This window comes from Dehalobacter sp. 12DCB1, assembly GCF_004343605.1.
Classification (GTDB): domain Bacteria; phylum Bacillota; class Desulfitobacteriia; order Desulfitobacteriales; family Syntrophobotulaceae; genus Dehalobacter.
Window position 1 is genome coordinate 320,522 of record NZ_POSF01000002.1, and the last position, 13,539, is coordinate 334,060.

Annotated in this window: 13 protein-coding genes; 7 read left to right on the plus strand and 6 right to left on the minus strand. The window is 44.8% G+C overall.

Annotation, left to right across the window (positions count from 1 at the left end):
* Positions 1 to 160: 160 nt before the first annotated feature.
* The 5 genes from C1I38_RS02090 to sleB all read right to left on the minus strand — a co-directional run bounded on the left by C1I38_RS02090 (position 161) and on the right by sleB (position 4,677).
* Positions 161 to 1,318, minus strand: coding sequence for an ABC transporter substrate-binding protein (locus C1I38_RS02090; protein WP_119775704.1), 1,158 nt, complete (start codon positions 1,316 to 1,318; stop codon positions 161 to 163).
* A gap of 189 nt (positions 1,319 to 1,507) precedes the next feature.
* Positions 1,508 to 1,753 carry a hypothetical protein gene (locus C1I38_RS02095; protein WP_119775706.1) on the minus strand — a complete coding sequence of 82 codons (246 nt, stop codon included), beginning with the start codon at positions 1,751 to 1,753 and terminating at the stop codon, positions 1,508 to 1,510.
* A 36-nt stretch (positions 1,754 to 1,789) separates the two neighbouring features.
* Positions 1,790 to 2,482, minus strand: a complete 693-nt coding sequence (locus tag C1I38_RS02100; RefSeq protein WP_119775708.1) for a Crp/Fnr family transcriptional regulator — start codon at positions 2,480 to 2,482, stop codon at positions 1,790 to 1,792.
* 122 nt (positions 2,483 to 2,604) lie between these two features.
* Positions 2,605 to 3,972, minus strand: coding sequence for a PepSY1/2 domain-containing protein (locus C1I38_RS02105; RefSeq protein ID WP_119775710.1), 1,368 nt, complete (start codon positions 3,970 to 3,972; stop codon positions 2,605 to 2,607).
* A gap of 9 nt (positions 3,973 to 3,981) precedes the next feature.
* Positions 3,982 to 4,677, minus strand: a complete 696-nt coding sequence (sleB, locus tag C1I38_RS02110) for a spore cortex-lytic enzyme (RefSeq protein ID WP_119775712.1) — start codon at positions 4,675 to 4,677, stop codon at positions 3,982 to 3,984.
* Between the two features lie 139 nt (positions 4,678 to 4,816).
* Between sleB and C1I38_RS02115 the strand changes: the two genes are divergently transcribed.
* The 7 genes from C1I38_RS02115 (at position 4,817) to nifJ (ending at position 13,008) form a co-directional block, all read left to right on the plus strand.
* The gene (locus C1I38_RS02115) at positions 4,817 to 5,548 is read left to right on the plus strand and encodes a FadR/GntR family transcriptional regulator (RefSeq protein ID WP_119775714.1); all 732 of its coding nucleotides are present in this window, start codon (positions 4,817 to 4,819) and stop codon (positions 5,546 to 5,548) included.
* Between the two features lie 112 nt (positions 5,549 to 5,660).
* Positions 5,661 to 5,825: a rubredoxin gene (gene rd, locus C1I38_RS02120; RefSeq protein ID WP_083916792.1), complete on the plus strand. Its 165-nt coding sequence runs from the start codon at positions 5,661 to 5,663 to the stop codon at positions 5,823 to 5,825.
* A gap of 194 nt (positions 5,826 to 6,019) precedes the next feature.
* The gene (locus C1I38_RS02125; RefSeq protein ID WP_020492416.1) at positions 6,020 to 6,724 is read left to right on the plus strand and encodes a response regulator transcription factor; all 705 of its coding nucleotides are present in this window, start codon (positions 6,020 to 6,022) and stop codon (positions 6,722 to 6,724) included.
* On the plus strand, positions 6,717 to 8,123 hold the full coding sequence (locus tag C1I38_RS02130) for a HAMP domain-containing sensor histidine kinase (RefSeq protein ID WP_119775716.1): 1,407 nt from the start codon (positions 6,717 to 6,719) through the stop codon (positions 8,121 to 8,123). Before C1I38_RS02125 ends, C1I38_RS02130 begins: the two co-directional genes overlap by 8 nt.
* 134 nt (positions 8,124 to 8,257) lie before the next feature.
* Positions 8,258 to 8,644 (plus strand): hypothetical protein, encoded by a 387-nt coding sequence (locus C1I38_RS02135; protein ID WP_119775718.1) that lies wholly within the window; start codon positions 8,258 to 8,260, stop codon positions 8,642 to 8,644.
* An 18-nt stretch (positions 8,645 to 8,662) separates the two neighbouring features.
* Positions 8,663 to 9,193 (plus strand): hypothetical protein, encoded by a 531-nt coding sequence (locus C1I38_RS02140; RefSeq protein ID WP_119775720.1) that lies wholly within the window; start codon positions 8,663 to 8,665, stop codon positions 9,191 to 9,193.
* 263 nt (positions 9,194 to 9,456) lie between these two features.
* Complete coding sequence (gene nifJ, locus C1I38_RS02145) at positions 9,457 to 13,008, plus strand: pyruvate:ferredoxin (flavodoxin) oxidoreductase (RefSeq protein ID WP_119775722.1); 3,552 nt, start codon at positions 9,457 to 9,459, stop codon at positions 13,006 to 13,008.
* Between the two features lie 349 nt (positions 13,009 to 13,357).
* Here nifJ and C1I38_RS02150 read toward each other — a convergent pair whose 3' ends face one another.
* Positions 13,358 to 13,528 (minus strand): DUF3787 domain-containing protein, encoded by a 171-nt coding sequence (locus tag C1I38_RS02150; protein WP_119775725.1) that lies wholly within the window; start codon positions 13,526 to 13,528, stop codon positions 13,358 to 13,360.
* Between the last annotated feature and the right edge of the window lie 11 nt (positions 13,529 to 13,539).

Sequence of the window (13,539 nt, forward strand, 5' to 3'; positions counted from 1 at the left end):
GACCTATCTAAACATTTTAGCACATAACTGGAAAACAGGGAAGCTAAACACAACTGTTGAAATAAATAGGAAACAGAATTACATAAAAATAGAAGCATAAAAGAATAGAGACACTGCTTTCTTTCATTGCTCCTATGTTTAATACGTTCGGGAATTTGCTTTATTGAAGATCCACGCGTGCTGCGAATACCTTTTGGCCCTCCACAAACTTCAGGATGGCAGCACTTTTCTCAGGATTATGGGTTACGGGATCCACGGTGATTGTGCCGGTGATTCCTCGAAAATCTGTCAGGTTCTCGAGGGCTTCTCTGATCTTTTCCGTATCCATACTGTCCGCCTGCTCAATGGCGGTGATAATCATGTTCGCAGCGTCGTAACCAAGTGCGGCAAACATATCAGCATCCTGACCGTATTCCTTTTTGTAAGCAGCTGCAAAGTCTGCTAGGGCCGGATCATCCAAAGCAACCTGGTCCACATAATAAGCATTGCTCAATGCGGCTTTGCCGGCAATATCGGTAATTGGCCCTGTTCCCCAGCCATCACCACCAAGGAAGACTGTGTCAAACTCCATTTCACGGGCCTGCTTGATAATCACCCCGGCTTGATTGGCCCATCCGGGGATAAAGATCACATCAGGATTTTGAGTTTTGATTTCTGCAAGCATGACCCGAAAATCTGTATCCTGGCCGGAAGTGTATTCTTCGGAAGCGATAATTTGTTTGCCCGCTTTTTCAAAAGTATCCTGAAAGCCTGCTGCCAGACTTTTGGCAAAGGTGCCGTTCTGATCGATTATCAGCGCAGCTTTGGACGCATTCAGTGTGTTCAGCGCATAGGAAGCAGCAATTTTTCCCTGAAAAGCGTTGATAAAACAGCTCCGGAACACCCATTTGTTCAGCCCGGCATCGCCGACGGTAATGCTTTCGTCTGTACTGGTCGGCGTAATCAGCAGCACATTGTTGGCGGACACGACAGGGATTGCTGCAAGCGTATCCGCATTCGTCATCGGACCGATGATCGCAATGACTTTATCCTGCGTAACCAGTTTGGTGGTCGCTGCGGTTGATTCGGCAGCATTGGACTGATTGTCCGTACTGATGTATTCAATTTGGCGTTTAAGTACGCCGCCTTTTTCATTTGCTTCTTTAATGGCAAGCTTAGCTCCGTTTTCGCCGTTGATTCCAAACGCGGCTATTTCTCCGGTTAACTCAAAATTACCGCCAATTTTTATAGTCGCAGTTTGTTGAGCACTGCACCCGGATACAAGCATCAGACATAGTCCTGTAATCAAGGTGGCAGAACAAATTTGTTTAAATTTCATATTTTTTGATCCTCCTACGTTTCCAACCATTTTAATCGTATAGTTTATCGAAGAAAGTGTCAATAAGAGAATCATTTTAACAACGAAGTTTGCTTTTTACAATGTTTCTCTGCGTACAAGCAAAATAAAAAGAGACTTTAACCGAAGTAAAAGTCTCGCTAACAACCAAGTTGCCTCAGGACCGGGACATCATCTGCCGTAATGACGGTCTTGAAGCCGTTTCAGATAAGCTTGGGCTTCATTTTCTGTCGAGAATACTTCAACCCGGTCGTCCCCAATTTCAGCATCATCCCAGGTAAGAAATCTATCCTGCGAGAGTTTGGTGATATTCCAGCAAGTATCAGTATCGTTGTCCTTAAAGACAGTCGTTGTACTTGCAAGCATATGGCCATAATCCTCGAAGCCAAATGTCCTTGCAAAGGTGTCCTTCGTCATCACAACACTCCTCAGGTATCGTTTAAATCAACAACTTTATTCGCTAAATTTTTTTAAAACCTCATAATCTTTTATTTTAACCGTTGTACTGTGGAAATCAATCATCCCTTCGTCTCTCATTTTACAGAGCTCACGGGAAAGGGAAGGGCGGGATACGTTGATGAAATCGGCCAAATCATTCCGGTTGAGGTTTAACTGTAGTGTATGATGGCCTGTCTTCTTGTGCTCATCGAGTAAGTAGGTGCTGATCTTGCCCCGAAGACTCTTGATTGAAAGGTACTCTACCTGTTTATTGAGCATTAATGCCCTGTTTGATACGACCTTCAGCATATTCATGATCAATTTCTTATGGCTGATACATACTTTCTCACAGCAGCCAACAATTTTGTCTTGAGGAAAAAACATCACTGTACAGTTCGATTGGGCGATGACTGTGACGGGCCAGGATTTTGTACCGGAATAGGCGGTCATTTCTCCGAACATTTCTCCGGGTCCAAGAACACTGATTAAAACTCTGTTCCCAGAAGCTGTTTCTTTTGTGGAGGAAACATTCCCGTTTAAAACTACACCGATTTGGGAGAGCGTTTCACCAGCTAAGGTTAGGCATTCATTCTTTTTATAATCATGGATCTTTATATCCATGCAATGAAGAATACCTAGAATTTCGCTGGGCTCGATCCCGTCAAACAGCGCACAGCTGCTCAATGGCTTCAGCCATTTTTCATACATGCCCCACACACCTCTGAATCAATATCCTGTATCGTCTTTCATTTTGTCAGGATTTCTATGGATATTTTAATACAAGGATTATAACCTTTTTGACGGTGTATTTCCAGTGTTTTACCGACTAGTTATTCCAGATATTCCCCTCGTGGAGTCCGGATAACACGTTGGATTTTTTCCTCGTACCCACTGACCGCATTGATGTAGATTATAAATTCCTCCCCGCCTTTTTTTACCCGGAATTCATAACAGAAAGCTTCGGGCCAACCGGGCAGGGATATGACGGTCAGCCTGTACTCCTGGATGGAGACGTCAGAGCGGAGACGGGATTTGGCCTGATCGACCGTGATTTCCGGCAGAAGCGTGCGTTTGTGGTGAAACAGCCAGTAAGATGTTGCATCATAACCTGTGATTCTGCCATTATCCTTGGCAACAATCAACCGGATTTTATCAGGATAGACGCGAATGCCTTGTTCTTCAAAAACTGCGTCCAGCTGTATCATTCCACCAAAATCATTGACCGAAGTTTGAACAAGATTCTTCCATCCAAGATTTTGTAAGGTTTTCAAGGCCCGAGATGCTGTATTGTCTGCATCAAATCGCTGCAAACCAAGCGCTCTTTCATCCCGAAAATACGTAATTACCCCGCCTTTTTTGGCTACGTCGACCGTGGTGCTGTCAAATTTGAAAACATAAACGCTGAGAGTACCATTGGAGATGCCGGAAGACTGTGGATCAACGTTCGTGTAGCCAAGGGTCTGCAAAAAATCAGTGGCTGCAGCTTTTGCTTCTTCCTCTGTTACGGTCTTTTCAGGAAGGCCAAGCGGTTCCGACACAAAATGCGTATCGGCCTGACCCTCATAGGAATAGGGGGGATATTTCTGCAGGCCGGCATCGAGCTGCTCAAGCCCAGAGCTGACTGAGTCAGGGACTGTGGCAGTGCCTTCTTCTCCAATGGCTGAGGCAGGGGCAGTATTAGAAAGATTGGTTGCAGTACTCCGCTTATTTTTACTCATCCAGGAAATATTTCCTGTACTAAGACTGACATTAAGTTCTTGAACGGTCCGGTTAACGGAAATAAGTCTTTCCTGCATATTGGTCAGTGTTTTTTCCTGAGAAGCATCCATCTGCTCGCCTTTGGCGATTTGCTGCGTCATCAGATGGGTATATTCGCCGATTTGATTCAGAAACTGATCGACATAATTTAACCCGTAATCATCTGACGGCAGCAGAGAGAGATCCTTCACAGCCGTTTTACTCTGCTGCCAGGATTGACTTAAATACAATACCTGCTGGGTCGGGGTCCCTGCAGCCCTGCTTTTGGCCAGAGCAGTTTCCAAACCATCAAGATGGGTCACCAGGTCGGCAAAAGATCTTTGATATTGGTTTTCAGCAGCGAGGTCTAAATTTTCAGCTCTTTGGAATTGATTTCCCCCCCAGATCAGAGAGAGCGCGAGTCCTGCGGCTAAAGCCCACGGCCAAAATCTTTTCTTCATATTTTCCTCCTAACGACAAAAGATATGTTTGCCAATTTGAATAATTTGAGGTCGTGACCAGATATAATTGTTGCTTGTTTTGGCAGGGTTAAAAAAGAACAATGCTCCGTAGGCAGGGTCTGTCCCGTGTAACGCTTCATATACTGCGTTATAGGCCGAAGGAATAGGTTCATTCCAAATGGATCCGTCTGCCACTGGAGAAAAAGCACCAGGTTGATAAATAACATCCGGAATCGTATTTGGAAATGAGGAACTTTGGACACGGTTTAACACAACGGAGGCAACAGCAATTTGCCCGCGATAGGGTTCTCCTTTGGCTTCAGCGCTGACCAGACGGGCTAAAAGATTAATATCCGAATTCTTATATCCAATCGCTGTGCCACCGACTGTCACACTTTCCCCGGTTAAGCGTTTGAGCTCGCGTATGGTTCTGACTCCGGCTATACCATCTGCGCTCAGTCCGTGTTCTTTCTGAAACAAACGAACCCTGGCTTCAGTTTGACGTCCATAGATTCCGTCAATCGAACCGACCACATATCCTAGCATGGACAGCCTTTTTTGGAGTTCTGCTACCTCCGGCCCGCGGGATCCGCGCGAAAGATTGCGGTCTCCCAAGGCAGCATTGCTTAAGGAGGATGCACACAGCATGAGGGCCATCATTACAATAAGAATTCTTTTATACGTTGGATGGGGAGATAATGACATACAATCACCTCATGATTCTTTTTTCCATAGTCTGGCTTAAGATGCCCGATATTATCCGCTTTCCCATATTTTAATGTCATATGTTATAATACAATCGTACAACTATATTTTTATTGGATACCTGTGAGGGAGTATGGGCATGGATATCAAGCCGATTAAGAGCAGGAGAACTACAGAGATTATTCTTGAGCAGATCAAAAATTTTATGATTCAGGGTCAGCTGAATCCGGGTGATAAGCTTCCGACGGAAAGTATCCTTGCCGAAAAGTTTGAAGTAAGCAGAACTTCAGTCAGGGAGGCATTATCGGCACTTAGCCTGACAGGGATTCTCGACATTCGGCAGGGAGAAGGAATTTTTGTCAAACGTTCTCCATCCAATGCAGTGATTGAACCTCTAAGTTTTATCTTTCTGCTGGAAAATGATTTTGAAAAAATTTTAGATGTCTGCATTGCTCTGGAGACCCAAGCCGTTGACCTCGTTGCCCGAAACAGGGATAACAATGATATTGCCTTCTTGCGGGAGATGTTTGAAAAGATGAAACAGGATTTGCCTGAGGGTAAAAATGTTCAGAAGGATGATGTCTCTTTTCATCTTGCTTTAGCTGGGATGTGCAAAAATCCGCTTCTGGAACGAATGATTAATACCGTTCTGGATATATCTGATCAGGTTTTGCGATCGACGTATCAGCAGTGGGTGCGGACCTATTATTTTGAAAACAGACAGATGCTTTATCAGGAACATATAGAGATTTTTCAGGCTGTTGAGAATAAGGATAATGAATTGGCTAACCGATTGATGAATGCCCATCTTTCCAAAACTCAACAGGAACTGAAAAGGTTTGAAAGGATTAGGGATATCCTGGAATATTAAATATGCCCCCGGTATAACCGCGAAAATTCAATAAATATTTTAACTGCAAGCCCCTTGTTTTCAAGGAAACCTCCGGTTATAATGAAAAAAATTGACAAAGGAGGCGCTTTGAATGCAAAAGTACGAATGTACGGTATGCGGTTATGTTTATGATCCGGCTGAAGGAGATCCGGATGCGGGGATTGCTCCCGGTACAGCTTTTGAAGATCTGCCCGATAATTGGGTTTGTCCTTTGTGCGGGGCGGCCAAAGACGAATTCGAAGCTGCTGCTGAATAGAAGAATTGCAATTACTTTTTTTACTTTGATTTTAAATAAGGTCTGATCAGAGAGGATGTTATTTGGCATCCTCTTTTCATTTGAAAGCCCATGACAGAATTGGAAAAAAACTGATATAATAGCATCAGGTATAATAGTCTTGTCTAATTGGGCTAATTTATTTTTCCTTTCCGGAGTGCGGAGGTGAAAGATGGATGATAAGTATACTTGTCGTTGATGATGATCACAATATCTGCCAGCTGTTGGAACTTTATCTCTTGAATGAAGGATACCAGCTTCATATGGTTCATGATGGAAGTAGTGCGCTCGATGTCCTGCGAACAGAAAAAACAGATTTAGTGATTCTCGATATCATGCTGCCGGTCATTAACGGATGGGAAGTCTGTAAAATGATCAGACAGCTCAGCTCTGTTCCGATCATTATGCTGACTGCCTGTGATTTGATGGAAGATAAGATTCAAGGGTTCGAACTCGGCGTCGATGATTATATTGTGAAACCTTTTGAACCGAGAGAACTGGTGGCTAGGGTCAAAGCCAGACTAAAAAACGTTCAAGGAAATGAAACGAAGGATAGAGCAGATCAACAAGCCGAAACCAATGTTCTGAATATCGGAAATATCCAGGTGGATATGAACCGTTACGAGGCCAGACTGGAAGGCGAAAAAATAGAACTGAAGCCGAAAGAGATCCAGCTGCTGTATTTCCTTCTCAAGAACAGAAATATAGTTTTTACTAGAGACCAGCTGCTGGAAAAAGTCTGGGGCTATTCATATGAAGGAGATACCCGGACTGTTGATGTTCACATCAATAAACTCAGAGAAAAACTGGAGGGTATTTGTCCTAATTGCCGGATCAGTACCGTCTGGGGAGTAGGATACAAACTGGAGATTGATGGTTAAGAAAACAATTTTCTCAAAACTGTTTTTTACCTATCTGATCTTGATTATTGCGGTGATGGCTATCATTGCCGTTCTTCTCTCTTATGCGTTTAATAACTATGTATTCGGGGAAAAGCAGCAAGAAATGCATGCTGCGGCAGACGAAACGGTTCTGCTGCTCGGGAAGTATGAGCAGGCTGAGATAACCTATTCGGAACTAAATGATTCACTCGATATTCTGGGTTCGATGACGGGTTCGCGGATTTATGTAATCCGGCTGAATCAGGAGGTTCTTGCGAATAAGAATCTGGTACTGGATAAGAAACTGCTAGATGCATACCTGTTTGAAGATTTAAAAAGTATCCTGCAGGGCAAGGAGATTTCCAGGAAAAAGCAATACTCGGACAGGTTTGCCGCAGATGTAGCCTTTCTAGGGGTCCCCTACGGCCAGGGTAGCATGATTGAAGGAGCTGTTCTGTTTTTTGCTCCGCTTGACGAAATTTATGCTTATATTCAAAAGATCAATATGATCATATGGTGTTCTGCGCTGGCAGCAATTTTCTTAAGCGGTATCATGATTTATCTGACAGCTCTTAAAATCACAAGGCCGTTGAAGATCATGGAAGAGGGAGCTATACAGCTGGCTGCCGGTGAGCAGATCAATGATTTGGCAGTTCATTCAGGTGATGAGCTGGAAAAGATGGCAAAAGCCTTCAATAATATGAAAAACCAAATCAGTACGGCCGAAAATATGCGGCGTGATTTTATGGCAAGTGTGTCCCACGATCTGAGAACTCCGCTGACATCGATCAACGGTTTTGTCCAGGGAATGCTGGATGGATTGGTGAAACCTCAGGATTATCCAAAGTATTTGAATATCATTAAAACGGAAACAAACCGTTTGATGGGGCTAACAGGTGAAATCCTGGAATCAGCGAAAATTCAGACAGGGGAGATTACGCTTGCCAGGAAGTATTTCCTGGTTCGGAATACCCTGGAGGAGATTCTGGAAAACACAGGGATGAGAAAAAATCCTAAAAACATAGAGCTGATGATGGATTGTCCGGACGGACTGGAAATCTATGCGGATCAGCAGCGTTTTAAACAGATCATGATCAATATCCTGGATAATGCGCTAAAATATACCGGAAAGAACGGAAAAATCAAACTGACTGCAACACCGGAAGACTGCGGGATTAAATTGAGTGTTCAGGACAACGGGCAGGGAATTGCACTACAAGATCTGCCATTTATTTTTGAGAGATTCTACCGGGCAGATAGATCTCGGCAGGAGGTGGAAGGCGGAACCGGTCTTGGTCTTAACATCACCAAGATGCTGGTTGAGAAGCATGGCGGTAGAATTAGCGCTTCCAGCACCGATGGGCAGGGAACGGAGATTGTGATTTTCTTCCCTGGCTAGTACATAGAATTTTAAAAAGTACGGTCATAATTTTACGTATTATTTACAACTTATCTGTTTTGCTTTGATATTTTTTCTGTAAAATAAGGCTGTAGACCGATGGTCTGCCTGCCTGAAGTACCAGGAGGGTAGGGATGAAAGGTAGAGTGTTCTTAACAACATTCCTAATTCTTTTCCTTGTTATCATGCTGAGCAGCTGCTCGGGCCAAACGGATCAGTCGAAGAATTTTGAAGCGCCGCGAAACGGTGTTCAGACTGAAGGGCAGCAACCCGCGAACGAAGACGATCAGGTGCAAAGTGATGGAGTAGAAATTGATGAAGCAGGAACCGATGGAGCGGAAATAGACGGTACAGAAAATAAGGAATCTGATAATCAAGAAATTTCAGTGGTCGCAAAATCAGGAACACGGTCGGCAGATGAAGAAAAAGAAGCTGTATTAGACGAAATTTCCAGAGAGCTTGATGAAATCATTAACACTGTGAATGCAATGGATGATATTGAGGAAAATGATCTGAAATGATTGTAGGGAGGAAGCAATATGAAAAGAATAAAAATTGTGGTACTGGCTGTTATGAGTATTTGCTTAATCCTTAATAGTGCGCTTGTTTTTGCCAAGACAGATAAAATAACGGATGGCACGTCAAATAAACAGAATTTCGAAAGCAAGACTGTCCAACAATGGCAGAAGGAACTCAAACCCTTATTTGATGAAATCCGTGCCAATAAAACAGAGACGATCCATTTGCGCAATCAATTGATTCAGCTTCGCAATAACGCAGTTGCCAAGATCAATGATCTTAGGCAACAGAATGGGAATCTGACCGATGAACAGATGAAAGCCCTGCTTGCTCCGCTGAAAGACTTTTTACAAACGCTCAAGGAAGATAAAGCTGAGATAGATGGCCAGTTAGGTGACGTTCAGCAGCAAGTTGTTGATCTCAGAAAGGCTAAAAAAGAGCAGGATGTTACTCAGGCCAAAAAAACGCTGCATAATATTATTACGGTACAGGAACAAAGGATTACGGCGCTGAAAGCGACGATTGAAGATTTAGAGGATTTTCTGGATTAGATTCCTCGGTAAAATATTTGATGAAAGACCAAAAATAAGATTAACGATAAGCCTTGAGACACTGCGAATAGTAACGTACTATTGGCAGTATTTTTTTGTAATTTTTTGCAAAATGGACTGGTTTGCACTTCTGTGCATTTTTCGCTGGAAAGTATCAATAATATAGATCATAAAGCTAAGTACCGAGTTGACGAGGTACTGGGTCATCAATTTATAACAGATCACAAATATGGATCAAGATTAAGCTTAAAGGAGGTCTTTTGATGCCAATGAAAACGGCCACGATGGATGGCAATGAAGCTGCAGCACTGGCGTCCTATGCCCTGACTGAAGTTGCCGCCATCTTTCCGATCACTCCGTCATCTCCAATGGCCGAAGGTATTGATGAATGGTCGGCGCACGGCAAAAAGAATATTTTCGGTCAGCCTGTAAAAGTCGTGGAAATGGAATCTGAGGCTGGTGCTGCGGGAGCCGTTCACGGATCACTCGCTTCAGGAGCGCTGACGACTACATACACCGCTTCTCAGGGTCTGCTGCTGATGATTCCGAATATGTACAAGCTTGCCGGGGAACTGCTGCCAGCTGTATTTCATGTCAGTGCCAGAGCACTGGCAACTCATGCGCTGTCCATTTTCGGCGACCATCAGGATGTCATGGCCTGCAGGCAGACAGGTTTTGCGCTTTTGGCATCAACCAATGTCCAGGAAGCACAGGATTTGGGATATGTCGCTCATCTGAGCGCCATCCAATCCAGAATTCCGTTTCTTCATTTCTTTGACGGATTTCGTACGTCGCACGAGTATCAAAAAATCAGCTTAATTGAACAGGAAGCGATCCAAAAAATTGTAGACGATCAGGCGCTTCAGGATTTCAGGGATCATTCCTTATGTCCTGAACACCCCGTTGTAAAAGGATCAACGCAGAATCCGGATGTCTACTTTCAGTTCAGGGAGGTTTCCAATCCGTTTTATGAGAAGGTCCCGGATATTGTAGAAGGCTATCTGCGGGAAATAGAAAAAATTTCGGGGCGGGTCTATCACCCTTTTAATTATTATGGAGCACCGGATGCCGAAAATATCATTGTGGCGATGGGATCAGTCTGTGACACGGTTGAAGAGACGATTGACGTTCTGCAGAAGAGAGGGGAGAAGGTCGGGATGGTGATCGTTCATCTTTACCGGCCATTCTCGGCAAAATATTTCTTTGCTGTACTCCCGGCTTCCGTCAAAAAAATCGCGGTTTTGGACCGTACCAAGGAGCCGGGAGCTTTAGGCGAACCGCTCTACCTCGATATTCTGGAATTATTCAGGCACACCTCGGATGGGACTCCGGAGCCAATAGTCCATCAGCCGGTTATCGTGGGGGGGAGGTACGGGCTAGGATCCAAAGATACAACGCCTTCTCAGATCCTGGCGGTATACCAGAATCTGAAGCAGGACAAACCAAAGAATCATTTTACCATCGGGATTGTAGATGATGTTTCCGATACTTCCTTACCGGAGGGTGAATGGCTGGATACAACCCCGGAAGGGACCATCAACTGCAAGTTCTGGGGGCTTGGTTCCGATGGGACTGTCGGAGCAAACAAATCGGCGGTAAAGATTATAGGCGACAATACCGACCTTTATGCCCAGGCCTATTTCTCATATGACAGCAAGAAATCGGGAGGGACAACAGTTTCCCACCTCAGGTTCGGCACAAAACCGATTAAATCGCGCTATTTAGTCTTCAGTGCAGACTACATTGCCTGTCACAATCAATCGTTTATTTATCATTATGATCTCCTGAAAGGAATCAAAAAAAACGGTACCTTCGTTCTGAACTGCCCATGGCAGAGTGTGGATGAACTGGAAGAGCATCTTCCAGCGGACCTGAAGAAAACGATCTTTCAAAATAACATCCATTTTTATGTGATCGATGCAATTGATATTGCTTCCCAGATTGGGCTGGGCGGCCGGATCAACATGGTGATGCAGGCAGCATTCTTTAAGCTTGCGAACGTCATATCGATTGAAGATGCTGTCCGGTACTTGAAAAGCTCGATAGAAAAAACCTACGCCCGGAAAGGGCAGAAGATCGTCGATATGAATAAGGCTGCCGTCGACCAAGGTATCAACCGGCTTATCCGAATAGAAGCGCCTGCTTCCTGGGAAAACGCTCAGGACGAAAAAACGGAACGAAAAGAAGAGCCGGAGTTTATCAAGAAAATTCACCGGCCCATTGCACGTTCTGAAGGAGATGAGCTTCCTGTCAGCACCTTTCTGGGGATGGAAGACGGGACCACGCCTTTGGGGACAACAGCCTATGAAAAGCGCGGTATCGCAGTCCAGATCCCGGAATGGCAGATTGACAAATGCATACAGTGTAATCAGTGCTCCTATATTTGTCCGCATGCAACTGTCCGGCCCTTTTTATTGGATGATCAGGAAAAGGACCGGGCACCGGAGACATTTAAAACGAAAGAAGCTACCGGAAGAGGACTGGAGGGCCTGCATTACCGTATACAGATTGCGCCTCTGGACTGTACGGGCTGTATGAACTGTGCCGACATTTGTCCTGCTCCGGGAAAAGCATTAATCATGAAACCGGCCGAGCACGAAATCGAAATGGAAGCGGAAAACTGGGAATATGCATTGTCCATCCGGCCCAAGGAAGACCGGATCGACCGCTATATCTTGAAGGGAAGCCAGTTTATCCGTCCGCTCCTGGAGTTTAACGGCGCTTGTCCGGGCTGTGGGGAAACGCCGTACATCAAACTGCTGACCCAGCTCTTTGGGGAACGAATGATGATTGCCAATGCGACAGGCTGTTCCTCGATTTGGGGAGGAAGTTACCCTTCCATTCCGTATACGACCAATGCCGAGGGCAGAGGGCCAGCTTGGGCCAATTCACTTTTTGAAAATAACGCGGAGTACGGATACGGCATGTACCTTGGCGCTTTGCAGATCAGAGAGAGAATTTTCGCCCTGATGCAGGAAGCCTTAACGATGGAACTTTCCGAAGAAATTAAGACCGTTTTTAGAGAATGGCTCGATACGTACCAGGACGGGGAAAGGTCGCTGACCGCTTCCGCCAAAGTGCTTCAGGCATTGAACAGCAATGCTGCACCGAGTCATCCGCTTATCCGTGAAATATTGAAGAGAAAGGACTATCTCGTCAAACGCTCGGTTTGGGCAATCGGCGGAGACGGCTGGGCGTATGATATCGGCTATAACGGTGTCGATCATGTCCTGGCCAGCGGGGACGATGTCAACCTGTTTGTGATGGATACGGAGGTCTATTCCAATACAGGCGGGCAGTCCTCCAAAGCGACCCCGACGGCCGCGATTGCTAAGTTTGCTGCCGCAGGCAAAAAGATCCGGAAAAAGGATCTTGGCATGATGGCGATGTCCTATGGTTATGTTTACGTCGCTCAGATTGCGATGGGCGCGAATATGATTCAGACAATCAAAGCGATTACAGAGGCTGAAAGATATCGAGGTCCGTCCCTGGTTATTGCCTATTCCACTTGCTTCAATCATGGCCTTAAAAACGGAATGGGGATGAGCCTGGCTCAGCAAAAAAAAGCGGTCGAAGCAGGATACTGGCATCTTTACAGGTACAATCCGGATCTTAAGCAGCAGGGTAAAAACCCGTTTATCCTCGATTCCAAAGAACCTAAAGGGAACTTTAAAGAATTTTTGGAAAGCGAGATCCGTTATGCTTCTTTGAAAAATGTTTTCCCCGAGATTGCAGAAGATATGTTTCACTTAGCGGAACGACATGCGGCTGAACGTTATGAGAGCTACCGGAAGATGGCAACATCCCAATCCTAACTTACAATCATCCGGTATCCGGCCGGCAAAAATCTACGCCTTAAGCTTGAAAATACGTACTTACATCGCATGACAAGTTGTCAAGCCTTCCGGCAAGAATCTTCGATACAAAATAATTTTCGGACCTGAAGAATTTCCAAGCGCTTGGAGATTCTTCAGGTCCGAAAATATATGGGGCCGTTACAGACGAATTTACTTCCATTCGTTCGGCAACGGCCCTTTCAGTTATTGAAAGAAGATGAACTTCTGTCTATGAAACAACGGCCATTTTAACAGCGGTTTGTTCCCTTTGCTTTTTCGTTGCTCTGACGCTCAGCAATAGATTTACTGCAAGAAATACGACTGTGATTTATTTTTCATTGGAATCCACATATTCTTTGGCATCATGGACTTCAAGCTCTCCAGGAATGCCTACGTTTGATACAGGCTTCTTTGTTTCAAAGCGGCTGTTCCAGGCGGCGGTGGTATGTTTCTCAACAGGGTTCGCCATAAAAGTTTCCTTCTTTTTATTATTGACCACGTTTCTATTCC